This window comes from Streptomyces sp. NPDC049813 (assembly GCF_044465085.1).
Classification (GTDB): Bacteria; Actinomycetota; Actinomycetes; order Streptomycetales; family Streptomycetaceae; genus Streptomyces.
Map to the genome: position 1 here is coordinate 120,947 of NZ_JBITLI010000018.1, position 23,368 is coordinate 144,314.

The window sequence follows — 23,368 nt, forward strand, 5'->3', positions numbered from 1 at the left end:
GATCAGCCTTCCTGAAGGTCCTGGAGGGTGGAGCGGCCGTGCTCGATGAAGACCGGGACCAGGTCGCCGATCCGGTCGAAGCCGGCGCCGACGGTCTGGCCGAGCGTGTAGCGGTAGTGGATGCCCTCCAGGATCACGGCGAGCTTGAACCAGGCGAACGCCGTGTACCAGGAGACGGCGGACACGTCGCGCCCGGAGCGCGCGGCGTACCGCTCGACCAGCTCGGCCGGGGCGGGGTGCCCGGCGGCCGTGGCGGTCGTGGAGATGGGGGAGCCGGGCAGCTCCAGCGGGGCGCTGTACATCACGAGCAGGCCGAGGTCGGTGAGCGGATCGCCCAGCGTGGACATCTCCCAGTCGAGGACCGCCGTGATGCGGTCGGTGCCGGCGCCTGCGTCTTCTTCGTCCCGGCGGATCAGGACGTTGTCCAGCCGGTAGTCGCCGTGCACGATGGTGGGCGCGGGCGAGACGGGCAGCGCGCGGCCGAGCGCGGCGTGCAGCTCGTCGATGCCGGCCAGCTCCCGGTTGCGGGACGCGTCCAGCTGCTTGCCCCAGCGGCGCAGCTGCCGGTCGAGGAAGCCCTCCGGCCGCCCGAAGTCGGCGAGGCCCACCGCCGCGGGGTCCACCGCGTGCAGGTCGACGAGGGTGTCCACGAGCCCGAGCACGACCGCCCGGGTCCGCTCGGGGCCGAGCGGGGCGAGCTCCTCCGCGGTCCGGTACGGCGTCCCCGTCACGAACTCCATGACGTAGAACGGCGCCCCGAGCACCTCCTCGTCCTCGCAGAGCAGCAGCGGCTCGGGGACCGGCACGGCCGTGGGGTGCAGCCCGGCGATCACCCGGTACTCGCGCTTCATGTCGTGCGCGGTGGCCAGCACGTGGCCCAGCGGGGGCCGCCGGACCACCCACGTCGCGTGCCCGTCGCCGACCTCGTACGTCAGGTTGGACCGGCCGCCCTCGATGAGCCGCCCGGACAGCGGGCCCCCGACCAGGCCGGGCCGCTCACGGTCGAGGTAGGCGCGCAGCTGGTCGAGGTCGAGGCCTGGGGGGTGACTCATCGAGGTCCTCCGGAGTCCGGGTGGTACGAGCGGTACGAGCGATGCCCACATCATGCCGACCAGTCGGTATGTCGTCCAGTGGCGTACGGGAACGTGGCCCTGCGTGCCGCCGCCGTCACACCACGAGGGCCGCCGCGGACACCGCAAGCGCCACGGTGCACAGCGCCGCCGTCGTCGCGGCCCGCCGGGACAGCCGCGCGGGCGCCGCCTCGTCGCGGGCCAGGCCGGTGATGCGGCGGTGCGCGACCCCGAGGAAGCCGAGCCACACCGCGAGGCACAGCGCCGCGGCCACGATGCCGAGCGGATCGGTGCCGCCGTGCAGCACGGTCTTCACGGCGAGCACCGCGGCGACGGTGCAGGACAGCGTCGTACGCCGCCACGCGAGCCGGGTCCTGGCCGGCTGGAGACCGGGATCGCGCACGGGCCCGTCCGCCCCGGCGGCCCCGCTCACCCTTCCCAGCCCACGATCACCACGACGACCATCGCCACGGCGACCAGCGCGACCACCAGGCTCAGCAGCGCCGGGAACCGCGACACCGGCAGGTCCTCGCCGCGCCGCATCGCCCGCTCGCAGCGCACCCAGTGGCTCACCGCCCGCAGCGAGCAGAGCACGCCCGCCGCGAGCAGGGCCAGCGCGAGGCCGACCCGCCAGGCCCAGCGCAGGTCCGGCAGGAACTGGTCCACGGCGAACCCGCCGCCGATGAGCGCCAGGGCGGTGCGCACCCAGGCCAGGAAGGTGCGCTCGTTGGCCAGCGAGAACCGGTAGTCGGGCGTGTCGCCCTCGTCCCTGACCCGTTCCGGCGCGAACCAGAGACGGACGTTACGCACGAATTCGATCACTGGAGGGACCTTACCGGTGCGTCATCGGTGCGCCTTCAGCCGCTCGTACGCCGCGAGGCCGTCCGGGGTCCAGGGCCACTCGCCGAGCCGCCGCTCCAGTTCCTCCGGAGGCAGGAAGGCGTGCCAGTCGATCTCCTCGGCCTGCGGGCGCACGGGCAGGTCACAGGTCACCTCGTAGACGTACGACCACCAGGAGCCGCCCCCGCCGTGCGCCTCCGCGTCCTCGCCCTCGTACAGGAACTTGAACAGCGGTGCCGGGGCCGGCAGGCCGCTCACGCCCAGCTCCTCCTCGGCCTCCCGCAGCGCGGCCGCGTCGTAGCTCTCGCCGGTGCCGACGACTCCGCCGACGAACATGTCGTACCTGCCCGGGAAGACGAGCTTGGTGGTGGTCCGCCGGTGTACGAAGATCCGGCCGGCCGGGTCTCTGGCCAGCACGAACACGGCACGGTGGCGCCAGTGGTTGGCGTACACCTCGCCGCGCGGGGCCTGCCCGACGACCCGGTCCTGATCGTCGACGATGTCCAGGATCTCCTCAGCGGGGTTCATCCGGCCAGGCTAGTTCCGCGGTGACGTGCACGTGCGTCGTGGTTGCGCGCGCAGTTCCCCGCGCCCCTGACGGGGCGTGCGTGGACGCCGCTCAGGGGCGCGGGGAACTGCGCGACCAGCCACGACGGACCCGCGCCCGACCACGCACCGCCGGCAGGCAAGGCCTACGTGACGCTCCGCATCTCACCCCGCTCCCGCTCCGCGGCCCCGGGCATGGCCGGATGCAGCCCGAGCAGCACCACCCCCACCACGACCCCGGCCAACCCCACCGCCTGCCAGGCCAGCGCCCCCGCGTCCGTCCGCAGCCGGTCCCCGAGAAACCCCACCCCGCACACGATCCCCGCCAAGGGCTGCGCAGCGGTGAGCGCCGGCAACGACATCCGCAGCGGCGCCGTCTCGAAGGCGCTCTGCACCAGCACCAGCCCCGTCACCCCGAGAGCGAACACGGCGTACGGCTGCCAGGACGTGAGCAGCTCCGACCAGCCCCCGGCACCGAACCGCTGCCCGCTGACCCGGGTCAGCGCGTCCTGCACCCCGTACAGCATTCCCGCCGCCACCGCGAGCAGCGCGGGCGCCGCGCTCAGCCGGGACCGCTTGGCGAGGGCCGCGAGCGCCAGCGCGCCGCCGACCATCACGCCGATGATCAGCCAGTGCCGCAGCGGGTCGGTGACCGCGGTGCCGCCGCGCGGCTGCCCGGCCACGATGAACGCCGTCACCCCGCCCGCGAGGAGCAGCAGCCCGGCCCAGCCCTGCCGGCCCAGCGGCGCCCTGGTCTGGTGGCGCGACAGGAGCAGGGCGAAGAGGAGGTTCGTCGCGAGCAGCGGCTCGACCAGGGAGACCTCGCCCCGGCCGAGGGCGACGGCCCCGAGCCCCATGCCGCAGATCATCAGCCCTATCCCGGCGAGCCAGCGCGGCACCCGGATCAGGTCGAGCAGCAGCCGCGGGGAGAGGAAGTCGCCGAGCGGCGCGTGCTGGGCCGCGTTCTGCTGGAGGACGAAACCGATGCCCAGGCAGCAGGCCGCGCTCACGGAGAGGACGAGGACCAGGACCGACACGCTGCGCACCTCGGAGAGCCGCTGGACGGGCAGGGGCGGGTATCTGCCGACGATAGCGCTCCCCGGCGCCGGCCGCTCGACGAGCCGCCCGGCGGCGCCCCGCGGGCCCCGGCCCACCACGTACACGTGTCACATGCGCAACGTCCCAGCTCACGGACGCGCTCATGGAATCGGAACGCCGAACTCGACATGAACAGCGTCGAGTTGGTGAAATCCGTCACCCGATCACCCTTGACGTGGAGGGCCCGGTACCGGTTTGCTGTGCGTGATCATCCGCCCGGGCCGCGCACCAGCGCCCGGGTTCCGACGTTCGTCGCTTCGTAGCTGAAAAAAGTCGTAGAGGAACCGCCGCGGTGTCCCCACCCCCGCCTCCGCTCGGGCGCCCCCGCAAGAAGGCCGCGCACTCCTTCGACCCCGCTCTCGACGACACCGCGCTCGTCGCCGCCCGTGCCGCCCTCGCCCAGGGCCGGTGGACCGAGGCCCGGACCCTGCTCGCCGCGACCGGGCAGGACTGGGACCGCCGGGGCCACCGCGTGATGGGACTCGCGCAGGAACCCACCGCGACCGCCTGGGTCGGTGACTGGCGCCTGGCGGAGCCGGAGTCCACGGACGCCGCCGTCCTGCTCGCCTGCGCCGCCGTGCACCGCGCCGTGGCCGGCCGGACCCGCCCCGACAAGGCCCGCGCCGCCTGCACCGAGGCGGCCGCCCTGGTGCCCGCGGACCCGACCCCCTGGCTCGGACTGCTGCTCCTGGAGCGCGAGTTGGGCCGCGAGGAGGACGTCGTGCGCCTCTTCGACGAGGTCCGCCTGCGCCACCCGGCCCACCACCACGCGCACCACCTGATGGTGGCCCGGCTCGCCGAGCGGCGCGCCGACGCGGGCCAGGACCCGCTGCACGAGGTCTACGACTTCGCGGCCTGGGCCGCCGAACAGGCGCCGCCCGCCTCGCCGCTGGCGGTGCTGCCGGTCGTCGCGCACGCCGAGCGCTACCGCGTCCTCGCCCGGGCGGGCGTCGAGCCCCCCGACCCGAAGGCCTCCGGGCACTGGGGCGGCCGGCGGGCCCGCCTGGTGATGAAGGCCGCCTTCGACTGGTGGCTGGAGTGGGGCGACCCGCAGGACCGGGCCGGTCTCGCCCACCCGCGCGGCCGCATCGACCTCAACTTCCTGGCCCACGCCAAGTACTGCGAGGGCCGCCCGGCCGAGGCGGCCGTCCTGTTCCACCGCATCGGCCCGCACCTCACACCGGTCCCGTGGTCCTATCCGGACCGGGACCCGCACGAAGCGTTCCGTGCCGCGCGCAGTGCCGCGCTCGGTTCGGCGTAGCGGATCCAGCCAGCAGCCAGACAGCACCCATCGGAAGGGACGATCCCGCGATGACGACGGGCAGTTCGAGTACGAGCGACAGAGCAGTGGTGGCCGAGCCGGGCATCAGCACCTATCGGGGCGAGGAGAGCGCGCTGCGCGCCGGCCGCCTCGGCACGGCCGGGCTGCTGCTCTCCGTGCTCGCCGCGACCGGTCCGGTGATGGTGGTGGCCGGCGTCATGCCCACCACGTTCGCCGTCATGGGTGTCGTCGGCATGCCGCTGCTCTTCCTCATCCTCGGTGTCGTCCTGACCCTCTTCAGCGTCGGCTACGCGGAGATGAGCCGGCACGTGCACAACGCGGGCGCCTTCTACGCGTACATCTCCCGCGGCCTCGGCCCGACCACCGGCGCCGCCGCCGCGCTGGTCGCGCTCGTCGCCTACAGCGTGCTCCAGGTCGGCATCTTCGGCATCTTCGGCTTCGAGGTCGCGGGCCTCTTCCAGCAGTACCTCGACACCGAACTCGCCTGGTGGATACCGGCGCTGGCCGCCGTCGTCGCCGTCGGCGTCCTCGCCCTGCTGAAGATCGACGTGAACGCGAAGGTGCTCGGCGTCCTGCTCCTGCTCGAAGTAGCCGTCGTGGTCGTCTTCGACATCGCCGCGATCGGCGACCCGGGCAAGGAAGGCCTGTCCCTGCACGCCTTCGACCCGTCCACGCTCTCCGGTGTCGGCCTCGGCACCGCCCTGTGCTTCTGCATCGCCGCGTTCACCGGCTTCGAGCAGGCGCCCGTGTACGCGGAGGAGACGAGCCGCCCGCACATCCTCGTGCCCCGCGTCATGTTCCTGGCCGTCGGCGGTGTCGCCGTCTTCTTCGCGCTCAGTTCATGGGCGCTGACCGTGGCCACCGGCCCGGCGAGCATCGTCGGCGAGGCCCAGAAGCAGTCCGCGGGCCTGCTGTTCGGCCTGACCGAGAGCCGGCTCGGCGGCACCTTCACCGACGTCGTCCACGTCCTGTTCGTCACCGGCATGTTCGCGGCGCTGCTCAGCTTCCACAACGTGGTGGCGCGGTACGCCTTCGCGATGGGCCGCGAGGGCCTGCTGCCGGCGCGGTTCGGCCGCACCAACAGCGGCAGCGGCGCGCCCGGCACCGGCTCGGTCCTGCAGTCGGTGATCTCGCTGATCGTCGTCGTCTGCTTCGCGGTCGCCGACGACGGCCCGGCCGGTGACCCGACGGCCCCGGTCCTCCACCTGTTCACGTGGGGCGGGAACGTGGGCGCGCTCGGCGTCATCCTGCTGATGGCCACGGCGTCGCTCGCGGTCATCGTCTTCTTCGTCAAGCGCGGCGCGGCGGGCCCGCAGGCCTGGCGGCTCGTCGCCTCCGGCATCGCGGGCCTCGCGCTGCTGGTGATCGCCGGCTACACGGTCAAGGACTTCGACGTGCTGGTCGGCTCGGGCCCCGGCTCGGCGCTGAACTGGCTGCTGCCCGGCGTCATCGCTCTGGCCGCGCTCGTCGGCGTCGTCCACAGCCTGGTCCTGCGCTCCCGCAACCCCGCGGCCCACGCCCGCATCGGCCTGGGCAACGAGGCGTTCCAGCTGGAGAAGAAGGCGAGCTGAGCGCTCCCGGGCCGGGGCCGGTCAGCCCGCGAAGTCCAGCAGCACCTTGCAGGAAGCGGACCGGTCCGCCGCCAGGGGGAACGCCCTGGCGGCCTCGGCCACCGGGACCACGGCGCTGATCAGCCCGGCGAGCGCGGGCTCCCGCGCCAGCAGGGCGAGCGCGTCGTCGAACTCGGTGTCGAAGCGGAACGCGCCGCGCAGCTCGACCTCCCGGCTCACCACGAGGTTCCCGGCGAACGGGCTCGGCCCGGGCGGCAGCATCCCCAGCTGGACCACCACGCCGCCCCGCCGCACCCGGCGCAGGCAGGTGTCGAGCCCGGCCGCGGCCCCGGACGCCTCGACCGCCGCGTCGACCTCGTCCGGCCACCCGGGATCGCCGGGATCACCGGCCTGGACGAGGACGTCGGCGCCCGCGACAGAGGCGTACGCAAGCGCCGTCGGCAGTAGGTCCGTCACCGTCACGCGGGCCGCGCCCGCCGCCTTCGCCGCCGCGACGACCAGGCAGCCGATCGGACCCGCGCCGGTCACCAGGATGTGCCGCCCGGCGATGTCCCCGGCCCGGCGCACCGCGTGCAGCGCCACCGAGAGAGGTTCCGCGAGAGCGGCCCGCGCCAGTGGCAGCCCTTCGGGCAGCGCCCGCAACTGACCGGCCGGAACGGCGAGTTCGGCGGCGAAACCGCCCTGGACGTGCGGGGTGCGGGCCGCGCTGCCCAGGTAGCGGGTGTCCCGGCAGACGTGGCGCCGCCCGTCCCGGCACTCGGGGCAGGCCCCGCACGGCGTCGCCGGGTGCACGGCCACCGGGGTCCCGGGCTCCGGGCCCGAGGCGCCCGGCCCGTACCCGAGGACGGTGCCGACGACCTCGTGCCCGAGCACCATCGGCTCCGTCAGCCGGAAGTCGCCGACGCCGCCATGGCGCCAGTAGTGCAGATCGGAGCCGCACACCCCGCCGTACCCGACTGCGACCAGGGCCTGACCCGGGCCGGGCGCGGGGGCGGGAAGTTCGTCGACGCGCAGGTCACCGGCGCCGTGGATCACGCAGCCCAACATGGCAACTCCCGTATCAGAGAACGCTGGTCATACCGCCGTCGACGTACAGGATCTGGCCGCCGACGAAGTCCGCCGCGGGCGAGGCGAGGAAGAGCAGACCGCCCACGAGGTCCTCGGTGGTGCCCCAGCGCCCGGCCGGGGTCCTGCGGCGCACCCAGGCGCTGAACTCCTCGTCCCGCACGAGGGGCGCGGTCAGCTCGGTCTCGATGTACCCGGGGCCGAGCCCGTTGACCTGGACGCCCGAGGGGCCCCAGTCGGCGCACATGCCCTTGGTGAGCATCTTCAGTGCGCCCTTCGTGGCCGCGTACGGGGCGATGCCCGGCCGGACCACCTCGCTCTGCAGCGAACAGATGTTGATGATCTTGCCGTGGCCGCGCCCGACCATGCCGCGCGCCGCTTCCCGCGCCACCAGGAACGCGCTCGTCAGATTGGTGTCCAGGATCCGGTGCCAGTCGGCGTCGGCGAACTCCAGGAGCGGGGCGCGCAGCTGCATGCCCGCGTTGTTGACGAGGATGTCGAGCGGGCCGACCCGCTGTTCGACGTCGGCGATCCCGGCGGCGACGGCGGGCCCGTCGGTGACGTCGAACGCCGCCGTGTGGACGTCGCCGCCGAGCGCGGCGGCGGCTTCCGCCAGCCGGTTCGGGTCGCGGCCGTTGAGCACGACCGTGCAGCCGGCCTCCAGGAGGCCGCGGGCCAGGGCGGACCCGATCCCGCGGCTGGACCCGGTGACCAGGGCGGTGCGGCCGCTGATGTCGAACAGGGGGTGACTCATCGGCGTACCTCTCCCGGCGCGTCTAGAGGATCAGCGAGAGCAGCAGGACCAGGGCGCCCGCGACCACGGAGATGATCGTCTCCATGACCGACCAGGTCTTGATCGTCTGCCCGACGCTGAGCCCGAAGTACTCCTTGACCAGCCAGAACCCGGCGTCATTGACATGGCTGAAGAACAGCGAGCCCGCACCGATGGCGAGGACGAGCAGCGCCGTGTGGGTCTCCGACATGTTCGCCGCGAGGGGCGCGACGAGGCCGGCGGCCGAGACGGTCGCGACGGTCGCCGAACCGGTGGCGAGGCGGATCACCACGGCGATCAGCCAGGCGAGCAGCAGCGCGGAGATGTTCCAGTCCTTGGAGATGTCCAGGACCATCTGGCCGACGCCGGAGTCGATGAGCGTCTGCTTGAAGCCGCCGCCCGCGCCGACGATGAGCAGTACGCCCGCGATCGGGGCGAGCGACTTCTCGGTGGTGGCCTGCAGCTTGCCCTTGGTGAAACCGGCCGGGCGGCCGAGCGTGAACATCGCGACGATCACGGCCACGAGGAGCGCGGTCAGCGGGTTGCCGATGACGTCGAAGGTGCGCTGCACGGTGTGCTCGGGGTCGTCCACGATGATGTCGACGAGCGCCTTGGCCAGCATCATGACGACCGGCAGCAGGATGGTGACGACGGCGGCGGCGAAGCCGGGCCGCTTCTCCAGGTCGTCCGAGGCCCGCCCGGGGACCATCTTGTCGGGCACGGGGACGTCCACCCAGCGGGCGGCGTACTTGGAGAAGACCGGACCGGCGATGATCACCGTCGGGATGGCGACGACGATGCCGAGGGCCAGCGTGATGCCGAGGTTGGCCTTGACCGCGTCGATCGCGACCAGCGGGCCGGGGTGCGGCGGGATCAGGCCGTGCATGACCGACAGGCCCGCGAGGGCGGGGATGCCGATCCGCATCAGCGAGTAGTTGCCGCGCTTGGCGACCATCAGGACGACCGGGATCAGCAGCACGATGCCGACCTCGAAGAAGAGCGGCAGCCCGATCACGGCGGCGATCAGCACCATCGCCCAGGGCATCGCCTTCCCGCCGGACTTCCCCGCCTTGGCGAGGATCGTGTCGACGATCTGGTCCGCGCCGCCGGAGTCGGCGAGCAGCTTGCCGAGGATCGCGCCGAGCGCGATCAGCACGCCCACACCGGCCACCGTCGAGCCGAGGCCCGCGCTGAAGCTGGTGATCGCCTTGTCCAGCGGCGCCCCGGCGAACGCGCCGAGCGCGAGCGAGCCGATGGTCAGGGCCAGAAAGGCGTGGAGCTTGAACTTCGTGATGAGCAGGACGATGACGGCGATGCCCGCGAGGACGGCGATCCCGAGCTGGGCGTGGCCCGCGGAGGTGATCGGCTCGACGGCGTCCGCTGCCAGCATCTCGACGCTGAGACTGGTCACGGTCTATCCCTTGCGTACGTGGGAGGGGGTTGAGGGGGTGCCCGGGTGTACGGGCGGACGGGCTAGGCGGAGTCGCGCGCGGCCAGGGCCCGTACGGCCCGGTCGGCGATCTCGTCCGGGGTGCCCGACACATCGACGCCGACGCCCGCCTCGTCCGCCGCGAGCGGCTGGAGCGTGGCGAACTGCGAGTCGAGGAGCGCGGTCGGCATGAAGTGGCCCTGCCGGTGGGACATCCGGTCCTCGATGAGGGCGCGGCTGCCGGTCAGGTGGACGAAGACGACACCGGGCGCCTCGGCCCGGAGCCGGTCGCGGTAGCTGCGCTTCAGCGCGGAGCTGCTGACCACCCCGCCGAGCCCGGCGCGGCCGTGGGCCCACGCGCCGATGGCGTCCAGCCACGGCCAGCGGTCCTCGTCCGTGAGGGGCGTGCCGGCCGTCATCTTGGCGATGTTGGCCGGCGGGTGGAAGTCGTCGCCCTCGGCGTAGGGAACGCCGAGCCGTTCGGCGAGCAGGGGACCGATCGTCGTCTTGCCGGTGCCTGCCACGCCCATGACCACGACGACATGGGGGGTACTCATCGCTGCCTCGCTGTCTTCATCGACATCGCTGTGTCACGTCACTGAAACCCAATAGGTCTGACAAATTCAAGAGTCTGTGATTTATAAGTCAGACTTTTTGTTGGCTCTGGCGGAACCGTACGCTGGCTCCATGACCACGAAGGACCGGGGGCTGCACGCCCGCGTACTGGACAGCCTCGGTCCTGCGATCACCGCGGGGGAGTACCCGGCGGGCAGCGTGTTGCGCACGGACGAGCTGGCGCAGCGCTACGAGGTGTCGCGCTCGGTGATGCGCGAGGCGGTGCGGGTCCTGGAGTCCATGCACCTGGTGGCGTCCCGGCGCCGGGTCGGCGTCACCGTCCGGCCCGCGCACGAGTGGAACGTCTACGACCCGCAAGTCATCCGCTGGCGCCTCGCCGGGGCCGACCGGCCGCGCCAGCTGCGCTCGCTCACCATGCTGCGCTCGGCCGTCGAACCGGTCGCCGCGGGACTCGCCGCCCGCTACGCGTCGGCGGAGCAGTGCGCGGCGCTCACCGAGTGCGCGCTCGGCATGGTCGCCACCTCCCGCGGCCAGCAGCTGGAGGCGTACCTCGTGCACGACGTCGAGTTCCACCGGGTCGTGCTGAACGCGTCGGGCAACGAGATGTTCGCCCACCTCGGCGACCTGGTCGCGGAGGTCCTCGCGGGCCGCACCCACCACCAGGTCATGTTCGAGGACCCGGACCCGGCGGCGGTCACCCTGCACGTGCGGGTCGCCGACGCGGTGCGCGAGGGCGACGCCGGGCGGGCCGAGGCGCTCACCCGCGAGATCGCGGTCGGCGCCCTGCACGAGCTGGACATCCTGGCGCCCTGACCGGCCCCGCCGGGCGCGGGGGAGTTCACTCGATGAAGTCCCCGTCGACGTACACCCACGCGCCCGCCACCCGCAGGAACTGGCTGCGCTCGTGCAGCGCGCCCGCGCGGCCGCCGTCCTTGTAGCGGGCCCGGAAGGTGACGGTGCCGCTCTGGTGGAACGCGGAGCCGTCGGTGCTCCCCAGGATCTCCAGACCGGTCCAGCTGAGGGCCGGGTCGAAGTCGACCGCGGGCGGCCGGGTGTCCGGGTGCCAGGTCCGCAGCAGGTACCCGGCGTCCTTGCGGGTGAACGCCGTGTACCGGGAGCGCATGAGCGCCTCGGGCGTGGGCGCCGCGGCACCGCGGTGGTAGCGGCCGCAGCAGTTCTCGTACGGCTCGGGGAGACCGCAGGGGCAGGTGGGGAGGGTGGGGCGTGCCATGGGGGCATTGTCCCCCACGGCACGCTCAGCCCGGTGTGACGGTGAGCGGGGCGCCCTGGGTCCGGTCGGACGCCGGTCCCGTCTCCACCACGAACGCGCCCGCCTCCACGACGAGTTCGAGGTCACGGCCGACCGAGGCCAGGGTCCGCGCGGTCACCTCGAAGTCCACCGCGCGCTGCTCGCCCGGCGCGAGGTCCACCCCGGTGAAGCCGCGCAGCTCCCGCACCCGCGGCCACGACGAACCGCCCGAGACCCGCCGCACATACAGCTGCACGGTCTCCCTGACGGCCGTCCCGCCGGTGTTCTCGACGGTGACCGTGCAGGTCAGACGCGGGTCACCGGCGGGTACGGCGGCGCGGCTGAGGGCCGGCCGCCCGTAGCGCACGCTGCCGTAGGAGAGCCCGTGCCCGAAGGCGTACCGGGCCGTCGCCGGCTGGTCGACGTACCCCCGGTAGCCGTGGTCCTTGCCGTTGTAGAAGACCGGGAGCTGGGCCGCCGAGCGCGGCACCGACACCGGCAGGCGCCCCGCGGGCCCCGCCGCGCCGAAGAGCACGTCCGCGACGGCCCGGCCGCCCCACGGCCCCGGGTACCACGCCACCAGCAGCGCTCCTGCCCGCCCGGCCGACTCCGGCAGCGCGTGCGGCCTGCCCTGCACCAAAACCGTCACGACCGGCGTCCCGGTCGCCGCGACCGCGTCGAGCAGCGCCCGCTGGCCGGGCGGCAGCGCGAGGTCGGCCAGGTCGACGCCCTCGCCGCAGGTCATGCCGGGCGGCGAGCCGGCCGCGACGACCGCCGCGCCGTTGGCCGCGAACCGGGTGCCGGCCCCGCGGGCGCTCGACCCGCCGAGCACGACCACCGCCACCTGCGCCCGCGCGGCCAGGGCCACCGCCTCCGCGAGCCCGGACCGGTCGTCGCCGACCAGCTCGCAGCCGCGCGCGTACGTCACCTCGCGGCCGGGACCGGCCGCGGCCCGGACGCCGTCGAGCACGGTGACGCCGGTGCCGGGCCGCTGGGGCGCCGTGTAGTCGCCGATCTGCTGCGGCACCGAGTCGGCGTTCGGGCCGAGCACGGCGATGCGGCGCACGGCGGGCGACAGGGGCAGGGTCGTCCCGTCGTGCTCCACCAGCGTGACGGACGCGCGCGCCAGGCGCTCGCTCAACTCCGCCGCCCCGACCGGCATTTCCCGCTGCCCGGCATACGGCTCCTCGAACAGTCCGAGCCGGAACTTCAGCGCGAGGACCCGCCCGACCGCCCGGTCCAGGGTCTCCTCGGCCACCAGGCCCCGCGTGACGGCCTCGCCGAGCCGCGGGAAGGCGCCGTCCCACAGGCCGAGGTCCGTGCCCGCCGCGAGCGCCGTCGCGCCCGCCGCCACCGGGTCGCCCGCAAGGCGGACCAGCCGGTCCAGCGCGCACCCGTCGGCCATCACGATCCCCTCGAACCCCCAGCGGCGGCGCAGGACCTCGGTGAGCAGGTACGGGTTCGCGGCGCACGGCAGCCCGTCGAACTCGTTGTACGCCGCCATCACTCCGGCGGCCCCGGCCCGCACTCCGGCGCGGGCCGCCTCGAGGTGGACCTCGTGCAGCTCGCGGGCGCCGAGTTCGGTCGCCGCGCTGTTGCGCCCGCCGACCGTCGCGCCCTGCCCGGCGAAGTGCTTCAGGACCACCCCGACGCCCCGCGACCGCATCCCGCGCACCAGCGCCCCGGTGAACCGGGCCGCCAGGTACGGATCCTCCCCGAAGCACTCCTCGGCCCGGCCCCAGCGCGGATCGCGCACCAGGTCCAGCGCGGAGACGAGCGCCAGGTGGCCGCCGCGCGCCCGCAGTTCGGCGGCGGCAGCGGCGGCCGCCGCCTCATACAGGTCCGGGTCCCAGCTCGCGCCGGCCGCGAGGTTCGCGGGGAGCACCGTGCCGTCCAGGGCCTGGTGCCCGTGCGGCACCTCCTCGACCATCAGCACCGGGATGCCAAGACGCGTGCCCTCCACCACGTACCGCTGCACCGCGTCGGCGACGCGGGCCGCGTCCGCCGCCCCGATGCCGTCCGCGAAGGTCACGCCCGACCAGGGGTCGGCGCGCTGCAATCCGTACAGGGCGCCCATCCCGTCGTACGCCGCGACCTCCGCGCGGAAGGCGTCGGTGAGCCGGTGCCCGCCGTCGGCGCCGCGCTCGTAGGCGTGCCAGCCGTACAGCCGCTGGTTGACCTGGCCGACCTTCTCCGCCGGCGTCATGCGGCCCAGGAGGTCGGCCACCCGGTCCGGGACGGGCGCGGCCGGGTCGCGGTACAGCGGCTCGCTCACCGCAGCTCCAGGACGCGGACCCCGAACGCGGGCAGGGTGACGGCGGCGACCGGCTCACCGGTGCCGAGGGCGTGCAGCGTCCCGTCCGCCACCGGGCGCACGGTCAGCTCGCCGTCGGCCTGGCTGACCAGCCAGACGAACCGCCGCCCGTCCTCGTGCACCAGCGTGTCCGCGCCGACGTGCGGCTCGTCCACGGTCACCGGCCGCGCCACCCCGGCGACCTCGGCCAGCGCCGCGTACAGCCGGTGCGTCCGCTCCGGATTGACCCGGGCCGTCCGGGCGGCCATGTGCTCCAGCGGATACGTGGCGAGCACGGTGCGCCCGCGGCCGGTCTCGCGGCACAGCAGCGCCGGGCGGCCGTGCCCGTCCACCGCCACGACCCGGGCGTCGCGCGGGACGACGGGCAGGTAGGCGCGGCTGTCCTCGTTGCCCGCCACCGGGAAGCGCAGCACCTCGCCCGCTTGGATGCCGCCGAAGTCCTCCCGGAACGTCATCTCCAGCACGTCGTCCTCGATGGGCTCCGCCACCCCGTACGACAGCTGTTGCTCGACGCCGAACAGGCCGTCCAGGTCGTCGAACCAGGGGCCGCGGGTGCCCGGGTGCTCGCCCGAGCAGAACGACAGGTAGACGGTGGCGCCCGCCTCCGCCCGGCGCTGGAGCGCCCGCCGCGTCCGCGTCGTCAGCTGCCGGGTCGCGGGCAGCAGGTACAGGTCCACGTCCTCGGCGATGCCGTCCGCCTCCCGGGTCAGGCCCACCGGCAGATCGGCGGTGCGCGCGGCCACGTACGCCTGGTGCAGCGACGTGAAGATCAGCGGGCGGTCGGCCGGGCGGCTGTAGGGGTAGCCGCGCTCCAGGAACGCGGGCACGACCAGCGCGGCGCCCGCGTCCGCGCGCCGGCACCGCGCGAAGTCGACGTCCTTCAACACTCGCGCGAAGGCGGCGAGTTCGTGCAGCGGCTCCTTGGGCGCGCCCGCGGCGTCGGTGATGCCGAAGTGCATCTCGAAGGGGTGGTGGTCGTAAGGGGACTGCTCCCACAGGTCGTCGTAGTCCGTGTTGTTCCAGGCCATCCAGCCCGTCGCGCCGCCGAGCAGCGAATTGTGCAGCGTCTGGCGGTAGTACACGCCCGCGTTCGCCGCCGACACCGTGTCCGTCGACAGGCCGAACTCCTCCAGGACCACCGGCTGCCCGGTCACCCCGGCCAGCTCGCACTCGAACGCGGCACGGTGGTGCTGGCGCGCCCTGTCCGTGTCCGAGCGGTAGACGTGCGGGCCCACGAAGTCCACGTACTCGGCGGTGTCGCGCAGCGAGAAGCCGTTGTCGCGGCCCGTCACCTCGATGCCCCAGGCGCCGTCGCCGAGCGAGACCGGCTGCGTCCCGCCCGCCGCCCGCACCGCGTTGCACATCGCCTGCGCCCACGCCGTCACGACGTCGCCGGCGGGCGGATCGACCTGGTAGATCCGGCCGTAGCCCGGCATCTCGTTGGTGATGAGCCAGCCGGTGACCGCCGGATGGTCCTTGAAGCGGCGCGTCATCTGCGAGGCGAACCAGGCCTGGCGGCCCACCATCCACACGTCCTCGTACAGATCGCGGCCGCCCCGCCACGCCGGATCCCAGTTCTCGCCGGACATGTGCCCCACGATGAACGTCGGCACCGTCCCCATGCCCCGCTCCCGGTGCGCGTCCAGGAAGTCGCGGAACCGCTCGCACAGCTCCTCGTCGATCCGGTGCGGCTCGGGGTGGAAGTCCGGCCAGTAGAAGAACGAGCGGGTCATGTTCAGCCCGTGCGCGCGGAGCACGTCCAGCTCCGCGCGCACCACCTCCGGGTCGTAGTCGCGCCACATCAGGGGGCCGCCCGTGCGGGACCAGAAGTTGGCGCCGAGCCAGGGCAGGACGGCGGCGTCGTGGGTGAGGTGGGCGCTGTGGCGTCGCATGGTGGTACGGGTCTCCGTTGCAGAAGTGCGTGCGGTCGTGACTCAGTTGCGGGGCGCGGGTCCGGTCGACTCGCGGACGACGAGGCGGGGCCGCTCGTCCAGGCGCACCGCCGGCAGCTCCTCGCCGCACCGGGCGAGCAGGGCCCGGGCGGCGGCCGCGCCGACCCGCTGCACCTGCTGGTCGACGGTGGTCAGGCGCGGGTGCAGCCAGCGGCCGAGCGGCAGATTGTCGTAGCCGACGACCGACACGTCCTCGGGCACGCGCAGACCGGCCCGCTGGGCGGTGCCGATGCCGCACACCGCCATCGAGTCGTTGGCGTAGACGAGGGCGGTCGGCCGCCCGGCGGTGGCGAGCAGCTCACGGGTCGCGGCGACGGCCGCGGCCTCCGAGAAGTCGGTGTGGCGCACGGCGGCGGGCGCGAGCCCGGCCGCGGCGAGACTCTCCTCGAAGACGGCGAGGCGCATCCGGGTGTGCTGGAGCTCCGCGGGACCGGCCACGTAAGCGATCCGGGTGTGCCCCAACTCCCTCAGATGGGCCACCACTTCCCGCACCCCGGCGCCCTGGTTGCCGAGCCCGACCACCGGCACACCCGCCTCCGGGTCCGGTGCGCCCAGCAGGACCGCGGGCAGCCCGAGCCGGGTCAGCAGCGCCGGACGCGGATCGTCGGCGCGGGCGTCCGTCAGCACCGCCCCGTCCACCCGCTTCTCCGCCGCCAGCCGCTCGTACAGGGCGCTCTCCTCCGCGACGTCGGCGACCAGGTGGAGCAGCAGGCCGTAGCCGCGCGGCGCCAGCTCGCCCTCGATGCCGGTGATCAGCTCGCTGAAGTGCGGGTCCGCGCCCAGCACGTCGGTGGGCCTGCGCACCACCAGCGCGAGCGTGCGGGTCCGCGCGCTGCGCAGCGCCGTCGCCGACGCGCTCGGCGACCAGCCGAGGTCGAGGGCGGCCGCCAGGATCCGCTGCCGGGTCGCCTCGGCGAGCCGCCCCTTGTCGTTGAAGGCCTGCGACACCGCGGCCGTCGACACGCCCGCGGCCGCCGCCACCGCCTTGATGGTGGGCCGGACCCCGGTCCGCCCGCCGCCGGGACCGCCGCTCACATCTTCACCGCCCCACTGACCAGTGCCTGCTGCATCCGCTTCTGGAGCACCGTATAGACCACCCAGACCGGGACGAGCGTCAGGACGGTGCCCGCGGTCAGCACGCCGTAGTCCGTGCCGGTGATCGCCTTCAGGGTGGGCAGCGCAACCTGGACGGTGCGCTGCGCCGGATCGGGCCCGATGATGACCAGGGAGTACAGGTACTCGTTCCAGAACGTCAGGAAGTTCAGGAGCAGCACCGTCGCGATGCCGGGCAGGCACATCGGCGTGTAGACGTGCCGCAGCACCGCGAAGGTGGACGCGCCGTCGAGCCGGGCCGCCTCCTCCATCTCCTTGGGGACCGTCCGCATGAACTGCACCAGGATCACCACCGACAGCGGCATCGCCGTCGCGGGCAGGAACAGCACCATGAACGTGCGCGTGTGGAACAGCCCGGTCGCCGCCGCGAGGAGGAAGGTCGGGAAGAGCGCGGCGAACGTGGGGATCAGGAAGCCGAGCGAGAACACCTTCTCCACCGCCGAGGCGAGCCGCCCCGTGGAGCGGGCCAGCGCGAACGCCGCGGGGATCGCCAGCGCCAGCGTCAGGACCAGCGAGAAGACCGTCACCAGCGCCGAGTTGACGACCGCGAGCCCCAGGTCGGCACTGTCGAAGGCGGTCGAGAAGTTCCCGAACCCGAACGAGGACGGCAGCGCGAAGGGGTGCGCGAAGATCCCGTCGTTCGTCTTGAACGCCGAGGCGAGGAAGTAGTACAGCGGGACGACCAGGAGCACCGCGTACAGCCAGACCAGGATGTGCGCGGGCAGCCAGGACCGGCCGAAGCGGGAACGTGCCGAGGACTTCAAGGCGTACTCCGATCAGGGGCGGGCGGTCAGTAGCTCTGGCGGAAGACCCGCCGGATGGCGAGCAGCCCGACGAGCCCGGCGAGGAAGAGGAGGACCCCGACGGTCTGGCTGTAGCCGAGGTCCGCCGCGACGAACGCCTTCTGGTAGACGAGGAACGACAGCGTCGTCGACGAACTGCCGGGCCCGCCCTGGGTCAGCAGCAGCACGTGCTGCGCCGAGCCGAACAGCGTCCACAGGAACTGGAGCATCGTCACGACGCCCACGTAGTCCTTGATCACCGGGAAGTGGACGCGCCACATGGTCCGCCAGTGCCCGGCCCCGTCCAGCTGCGCCGCCTCGCCCAGCTCCTCCGGCACACTGCCGAGCCGCGCCGCGAACAGCACGGCGGTGAAACCGATCCCGGCCCAGATGTCGAGCGCGATCAGGCAGGCCAGCGCCGTCGAGGGGGAGGCCAGCCACGCGTCGGCGAGCGAGCCGAGGCCGACCGCCTCCAGACCGCCGTTGAGCAGCCCGTCGGGGGAGAGGGCCGCGTAGAAGACCATCGCCTTCGCGGGCGTCGAGATCAGCCCGGGGATGAACAGCAGGTACCGCACGACGCGGTGCCCCGGCGGCTTCTGCGCCACGTAGTAGCCCAGCATGAACGCGCACGCCACCATCACCGGGACCGCGACGACCAGCTGGATCGCGGTGTTGCTCACCGCGTCCCAGAACACCGGGTCGTCGAGGACCACCCGCGCGTTGTCGAGGCCGGCGAACGACACCGGCTGGAGCATGCCCGGCCAGTGCAGCGCCGCCACCACGAAGATGGCGACCAGCGGGCCGACCATGAAGACCAGGTACCAGACGAGCGCGGGCAGCGCGAGGACCGTGCCGCCCTGGCGCCGCGGCCGGCCGCCGGAACCCGGTGCGGAAGGTGGGGTGGGGCGGCTGACCGCTGCCTCGCCCGCTGTCGACGTCATCGTCGTCATGAAGCAACTCCCTTACGTGCGAGCAGAGATGGGGCGGACGGTCAGACGCCGCGGTAGGCGGCTTCCAGGACCTTGCGGACCTGGGCGGCGCTCGTGCCGCGCGTGAAGGACGTACTGGTGGCGGTGATCAGCGGCTGCGTCGCGGCCGGCGGCACGAACAGGTCGGGCAGCAGCACCTGGCCCACGTCGGAGCCGAGCCGCTGCGCCGCCGCCACCAGCGGGAAGTCCGTGCTCACCGCGGACGAGCGCAGCGCCATGTCGCGGCCGGACTCCGTGATGAACCGGGCGACGGTGTCCGCGCGGTAGAAGAACTTCAGGAACCTCTCGACCGCGTCGATCTTCTTCGTGCCGTTCGGGCTGATCCAGAAGCCGATCAGGGTGTACGTGCGCAGGATCGTCGGCTTGTCGTGCGCGGCGCCCGGCGCCAGCGGCCAGCCGCCCACGTCCGTGTGGCGCGCCACGTTCTCCGGCACCTTGGCGAGCGCCGACGACATCGCCGACTGCACCGCCGCGGCCTGGGTGTTGAACTGCGTCGTCATCGTGTCCGACGTCAGCCCCTGCGCCTTGTCGGCGAAGACCCCGGCGTCCCGCAGTTCGACGAAGTAGTCGATGCCCCGGCGCGCCCCGCGGCTGCCGCTGAAGTCACCGGTCGTGTAGACGTGCCGGGCCTCGTCCTCGGTCAGGAACGTCTGGATGATCTGCGCGAGCAGCTTCTGCCCGGTCCAGTCGTTGCCGCCGGTGGTGACGGGCGCGAGGTGCTTGCGGCGCAACTTGCCCGCGGCGGCGATCAGTTCGTCACCGGTGCGGGGGATCTCGTCGACGCCGGCGCGGCCCAGCAGCGCCCGGTTGAAGGCGACCGGCCAGTTCGTCGCGAAGTAGGGGAAGGCCCGCAGGCGGCCCTTGCCGTCGGTCCAGGCGTCGAGCGCGACGGGCAGCACCCGCTCGCGCAGCCCCCAGTCGTCCAGGTAGCCCTTGACGTCGACGGTGGCGCCGACGTCGGTCCAGGCCAGCGTCTTGTCGTACAGGTTGACCATGACGACGTCCGGCTCCTTGCGGGCCAGCCGCGAGGTCTCGTAGACCTGCGCGAGGTCGTCGCCGTTGACGAGGTTCCTGACCTTGAGCCCCGGGTTCTCCTTGCGGAACCGGTCCAGGGCCGCCAGGTAGGTGGGGGAGCCGGGCGCGGTGGTGCCGAGCTGGCTGTGGACGACGAGCGTGTCGGGATCGTCGTCGGCCGCGGCGAGCGAGGAGCAGCCGGACAGGGCGGGCAGGGCGGCGGCGGTGGTGGCCAGGAAAGCGCGCCGACTCATCGTCAAGGGCACAGCGGTACGTCTCCAACCAGCTTGGTTAATCGATATACCTGCGGGGGTGCGAGCACCGTACGAGCCCCTCGGGAAACGGTCAACCCCCCGTTGCGCAGGGTGAAACGGGGGTACATCAAGCCCCTCCGGCGATTGAGGAGCGGGGTCCGGGGCGGAGCCCCGTGGGCTGAAACCGGCGCCGGGTGGAGCCGCACATACGGGCGCTCAGACCTGGTCGGCCCGGAACGCCGCAGGCGTGACCCCCGTGTGCTGCTGGAAGAACTTGGAGAAATTGGCCGAGTCCCCGAAGCCGACGGCCACCCCGATCCGCCCCACGGGCAGCTCCGTATGGGCCAGCAGCCGCTTCGCCTCCAGGATCACCCGCCGGTCGATGAACGCCTTCGGGGTCTGTCCGGTCGCGGCCCGCACGGCGCGGACCAGCGTGCGGCGCGAGTAGCCGAGCTCGTCGGCGTACGCGCTGACGCTGTGGTTCGTCGTGAAGCCCTGCTCGACGGCGGTGCGGAACCGGGTGAACGTGGTGTCCGGCTGCGGCTCGCACGCGTCCGCCGCCGCCTGCGCCGACACATGGGCCACGCGCAGCATGAAGGCGGTGAGCGTATGGCGCAGGACCGAGGTGTGCAGACTCAGCGGCAGGGTCGTGGTGTCCAGGTACTCGCGCTGCAACTGCGCCAACGAGGCCTCGATCGCCTCCAGTTGGGCCCGGTCGGGGCGGAGCAGCGGCGGCCGGTCGTAGCGGTACATGCCGGTGGCCTCGACGATCGCGCGCGGCAGGAATCCCGGTTGCATGGTCAGGGCCGTGCCGACGTACGCGTCCGCGGCCGAGAAGCCGTGCACCTGGCCCGGCCGGATCCAGAGGATCTCCCCGGCTCCTACCTCGTGCTCGGTGAAGTCGATCATGTGGCGGACCGGGCCCTCGCGGAAGAAGAGCAGCACATGGAAGTCGATCCGGTGTACGCGCCGCGCCAGACCGACCCCACCCGCCCACGGGCCGTCCGTGCCCATCGGCCCGACCTGGATCCCGACCCCGGAGACGCTCGCGCTCGGATCGAACGGATACGTGCGGATGTGCTCCGCCGCTCCCAGATGTGCGCTCGTCTGCGCGGTGCCCTGCTCCGTCATGCACGTTCCTTGGTTTCGACCGGTCTGCGTGTCCCATTTTCACCGAACGCTGGCACGGGGGCACCTACCGAGCCAAAAGTATGACCTTTACCGTCGTACCTGGTTCCACCTGGGCCTTTGGCTCGACGGGACGACCGCCTCAGGGCACAGCAAGAGCACCACGGATGCGAAGGAAGTCATACAGATGAGCACGCAGACACCGAACGGCCTCGACCCCTTCGAGCGGCCCTTCGAGTGGACCGAACTCGACCAGCGTGCCGTCGACACCGCCCGGCTGCTGGCCGCCGACGCCGTGCAGAAGGTCGGCAACGGCCACCCCGGCACGGCGATGAGCCTGGCCCCGGCCGCGTACACGATCTTCCAGAAGGCCCTGCGGCACGACCCGGCCGACCCGGAGTGGACCGGCCGCGACCGCTTCGTCCTGTCGCCCGGCCACACCAGCCTCACCCTCTACACCCAGCTCTTCCTCTCCGGCTACGAGCTGGGGCTCGACGACCTGAAGGCGTTCCGCACCCAGGGCTCCAAGACGCCCGGCCACCCCGAGTACGGCCACACCGCCGGCGTCGAGACCACCACGGGCCCCCTCGGCCAGGGCCTCGCCAACGCGGTCGGCATGGCGATGGCCGCCCGCTACGAGCGCGGTCTGTTCGACCCCGAGGCCCCCGAGGGCACCAGCCCCTTCGACCACACCATCTGGGCGATCGTCTCCGACGGCGACCTGGAGGAGGGCGTCTCCGCCGAGGCCTCCTCCCTCGCCGGGCACCAGAAGCTCGGCAACCTCGTCTTCCTCTACGACGACAACCACATCTCCATCGAGGGCGACACCGCGACCGCCTTCTCCGAGGACGTCCTCGGCCGCTACGAGGCGTACGGGTGGCACGTGCAGCGCATCACGCCGCGCGAGGACGGCGACGTCGACGTCGAGGCCCTGTACGAGGCGCTCGCCGCCGCAAAGGCCGAGACCTCCCGCCCCTCGATCATCGCGATGCGCACGATCATCGCCTGGCCCGCCCCGAACGCGCGGAACACCGAGGCCTCCCACGGCTCCGCGCTCGGCGCCGACGAGATCGCCGCCACCAAGCGCGCCCTCGGCTTCGACCCCGAGCAGTCGTTCGTCGTCGAGGACGAGGTCGCCGCGCACACCCGCGCCGCCCTCGACCGCGGGGCCGAGGCGCACGCCGCCTGGGACAAGCAGCTCGCCGAGTGGCGCGCCGGCAACCCCGAGCGCGCGAAGCTCCTGGACCGGGTCGTCGCGGGCCGCCTCCCCGAGGGCTGGCAGCAGGCGCTGCCCACCTTCGAGACCGGCACCAAGGTCGCCACCCGCGCCGCCTCCGGCAAGGTCCTCCAGGCGCTCGGCCCGGTCCTGCCCGAGCTGTGGGGCGGCTCCGCCGACCTCGCCGGCTCGAACAACACGACGATCGACAAGACCTCGTCCTTCCTGCCCGCGGGCAACCCGCTGCCCGAGGCCGACCCCTACGGCCGCACCGTCCACTTCGGCATCCGCGAGTTCTCGATGGCCGCCGAGATGAACGGCATCGCGCTGCACGGCAACACCCGCGTCTACGGCGGCACGTTCCTCGTGTTCTCCGACTACATGCGCAACGCCGTGCGCATGTCGGCCCTCATGCAGCTGCCCGTCACCTACATCTGGACCCACGACTCCGTCGGTCTCGGCGAGGACGGCCCGACGCACCAGCCGGTCGAGCACCTCGCGTCGCTGCGCGCCATCCCCGGCCTGAACGTGGTCCGCCCGGCCGACGCCAACGAGACCGCGACCGCCTGGCGCGAGATCCTGCGCCGCGGCTCCGTCAAGCCCGCCCCGCACGGCCTCGCGCTGACCCGCCAGGGCGTGCCGACGTACGAGGCGAACGAGGACGCCGCCAAGGGCGGGTACGTGCTCGTCGAGGCGTCGAAGCAGACCCCCGACCTGATCCTGATCGCCACCGGTTCCGAGGTGCAGCTCGCCGTCGAGGCGCGCGAGACGCTGGAGGCCGAGGGCGTCGCGACCCGCGTCGTGTCGATGCCGTCCGTCGAGTGGTTCGAGGAGCAGGAGCAGGCCTACAAGGACAGCGTCCTGCCCGCCGCCGTGAAGGCCCGCGTCGCCGTCGAGGCCGGCATCGGCCTGACCTGGTACCGCTACGTCGGCGACGCCGGCCGCATCGTCTCCCTGGAGCACTTCGGCGCCTCCGCGGACGCGAACGTCCTCTTCCGCGAGTTCGGCTTCACCGCCGAGAACGTCGCCGCCAAGGCCCGCGAGTCGCTCGCCGCCGCCCGCGCCTGAACCCCGACCACCCCTGCCGCACCACCGCCGTACCGAAAGA

21 protein-coding genes are annotated in these 23,368 nt (G+C 73.2%); 4 read left to right on the plus strand and 17 right to left on the minus strand.

Annotated features, from left to right (window positions below):
* Positions 1–2: 2 nt before the first annotated feature.
* The 5 genes from ACIBW6_RS30095 to ACIBW6_RS30115 form a co-directional block, all read right to left on the minus strand.
* Complete coding sequence (locus ACIBW6_RS30095; protein WP_399065093.1) at positions 3–1,052, minus strand: phosphotransferase family protein; 1,050 nt, start codon at positions 1,050–1,052, stop codon at positions 3–5.
* 115 nt (positions 1,053–1,167) lie between these two features.
* On the minus strand, positions 1,168–1,473 hold the full coding sequence (locus tag ACIBW6_RS30100) for a DUF202 domain-containing protein (protein ID WP_399065096.1): 306 nt from the start codon (positions 1,471–1,473) through the stop codon (positions 1,168–1,170).
* A gap of 26 nt (positions 1,474–1,499) precedes the next feature.
* Complete coding sequence (locus ACIBW6_RS30105) at positions 1,500–1,892, minus strand: YidH family protein (RefSeq protein WP_399065098.1); 393 nt, start codon at positions 1,890–1,892, stop codon at positions 1,500–1,502.
* Positions 1,893–1,913: 21 nt separating this feature from the next.
* Entirely contained in the window at positions 1,914–2,438 is a 525-nt protein-coding gene (locus ACIBW6_RS30110; protein WP_399065100.1) for an NUDIX hydrolase, read from the minus strand.
* Positions 2,439–2,602: 164 nt separating this feature from the next.
* The gene (locus tag ACIBW6_RS30115; RefSeq protein WP_399065102.1) at positions 2,603–3,493 is read right to left on the minus strand and encodes a DMT family transporter; all 891 of its coding nucleotides are present in this window, start codon (positions 3,491–3,493) and stop codon (positions 2,603–2,605) included.
* 353 nt (positions 3,494–3,846) lie between these two features.
* Between ACIBW6_RS30115 and ACIBW6_RS30120 the strand changes: the two genes are divergently transcribed.
* Positions 3,847–4,815, plus strand: coding sequence for a hypothetical protein (locus tag ACIBW6_RS30120; RefSeq protein ID WP_399065104.1), 969 nt, complete (start codon positions 3,847–3,849; stop codon positions 4,813–4,815).
* 50 nt (positions 4,816–4,865) lie between these two features.
* Complete coding sequence (locus tag ACIBW6_RS30125; RefSeq protein WP_399065106.1) at positions 4,866–6,407, plus strand: APC family permease; 1,542 nt, start codon at positions 4,866–4,868, stop codon at positions 6,405–6,407.
* 21 nt (positions 6,408–6,428) lie between these two features.
* On the opposite strand, the gene ACIBW6_RS30130 is transcribed toward ACIBW6_RS30125, so the two are convergent.
* The 4 genes from ACIBW6_RS30130 to ACIBW6_RS30145 form a co-directional block, all read right to left on the minus strand.
* Positions 6,429–7,454, minus strand: a complete 1,026-nt coding sequence (locus ACIBW6_RS30130) for an L-idonate 5-dehydrogenase (RefSeq protein WP_399065108.1) — start codon at positions 7,452–7,454, stop codon at positions 6,429–6,431.
* A 13-nt stretch (positions 7,455–7,467) separates the two neighbouring features.
* Positions 7,468–8,226: an SDR family oxidoreductase gene (locus ACIBW6_RS30135; RefSeq protein WP_399065110.1), complete on the minus strand. Its 759-nt coding sequence runs from the start codon at positions 8,224–8,226 to the stop codon at positions 7,468–7,470.
* A 22-nt stretch (positions 8,227–8,248) separates the two neighbouring features.
* Positions 8,249–9,655: a gluconate:H+ symporter gene (locus ACIBW6_RS30140; protein ID WP_399065112.1), complete on the minus strand. Its 1,407-nt coding sequence runs from the start codon at positions 9,653–9,655 to the stop codon at positions 8,249–8,251.
* A 62-nt stretch (positions 9,656–9,717) separates the two neighbouring features.
* Positions 9,718–10,230, minus strand: a complete 513-nt coding sequence (locus ACIBW6_RS30145; protein WP_399065115.1) for a gluconokinase — start codon at positions 10,228–10,230, stop codon at positions 9,718–9,720.
* A gap of 130 nt (positions 10,231–10,360) precedes the next feature.
* Between ACIBW6_RS30145 and ACIBW6_RS30150 the strand changes: the two genes are divergently transcribed.
* Positions 10,361–11,062: a FadR/GntR family transcriptional regulator gene (locus ACIBW6_RS30150; RefSeq protein ID WP_399065117.1), complete on the plus strand. Its 702-nt coding sequence runs from the start codon at positions 10,361–10,363 to the stop codon at positions 11,060–11,062.
* Between the two features lie 25 nt (positions 11,063–11,087).
* Here ACIBW6_RS30150 and ACIBW6_RS30155 read toward each other — a convergent pair whose 3' ends face one another.
* The 8 genes from ACIBW6_RS30155 to ACIBW6_RS30190 all read right to left on the minus strand — a co-directional run bounded on the left by ACIBW6_RS30155 (position 11,088) and on the right by ACIBW6_RS30190 (position 21,047).
* Complete coding sequence (locus ACIBW6_RS30155; RefSeq protein WP_399065118.1) at positions 11,088–11,480, minus strand: YchJ family protein; 393 nt, start codon at positions 11,478–11,480, stop codon at positions 11,088–11,090.
* Positions 11,481–11,505: 25 nt separating this feature from the next.
* Positions 11,506–13,773 carry a glycoside hydrolase family 3 N-terminal domain-containing protein gene (locus ACIBW6_RS30160; RefSeq protein ID WP_399065119.1) on the minus strand — a complete coding sequence of 756 codons (2,268 nt, stop codon included), beginning with the start codon at positions 13,771–13,773 and terminating at the stop codon, positions 11,506–11,508.
* Positions 13,770–15,704 (minus strand): cellulase family glycosylhydrolase, encoded by a 1,935-nt coding sequence (locus tag ACIBW6_RS30165; RefSeq protein ID WP_399065120.1) that lies wholly within the window; start codon positions 15,702–15,704, stop codon positions 13,770–13,772. Before ACIBW6_RS30165 ends, ACIBW6_RS30160 begins: the two co-directional genes overlap by 4 nt.
* 42 nt (positions 15,705–15,746) lie before the next feature.
* Positions 15,747–16,799: a LacI family DNA-binding transcriptional regulator gene (locus tag ACIBW6_RS30170; RefSeq protein ID WP_399065122.1), complete on the minus strand. Its 1,053-nt coding sequence runs from the start codon at positions 16,797–16,799 to the stop codon at positions 15,747–15,749.
* Positions 16,796–17,641, minus strand: a complete 846-nt coding sequence (locus ACIBW6_RS30175) for a carbohydrate ABC transporter permease (RefSeq protein ID WP_399065124.1) — start codon at positions 17,639–17,641, stop codon at positions 16,796–16,798. Before ACIBW6_RS30175 ends, ACIBW6_RS30170 begins: the two co-directional genes overlap by 4 nt.
* A gap of 26 nt (positions 17,642–17,667) precedes the next feature.
* Positions 17,668–18,609, minus strand: coding sequence for a carbohydrate ABC transporter permease (locus ACIBW6_RS30180; protein WP_399065126.1), 942 nt, complete (start codon positions 18,607–18,609; stop codon positions 17,668–17,670).
* A 41-nt stretch (positions 18,610–18,650) separates the two neighbouring features.
* Positions 18,651–19,916, minus strand: coding sequence for an ABC transporter substrate-binding protein (locus ACIBW6_RS30185; protein ID WP_399065128.1), 1,266 nt, complete (start codon positions 19,914–19,916; stop codon positions 18,651–18,653).
* A 216-nt stretch (positions 19,917–20,132) separates the two neighbouring features.
* A complete protein-coding gene (locus ACIBW6_RS30190; protein ID WP_399065130.1) occupies positions 20,133–21,047 on the minus strand; it encodes an AraC family transcriptional regulator in 915 nt (304 codons plus the stop codon).
* 184 nt (positions 21,048–21,231) lie between these two features.
* Here ACIBW6_RS30190 and tkt point away from each other — a divergent pair, with 184 nt between their 5' ends.
* Positions 21,232–23,328, plus strand: coding sequence for a transketolase (gene tkt / locus ACIBW6_RS30195; protein ID WP_399065132.1), 2,097 nt, complete (start codon positions 21,232–21,234; stop codon positions 23,326–23,328).
* Positions 23,329–23,368: the final 40 nt, after the last annotated feature.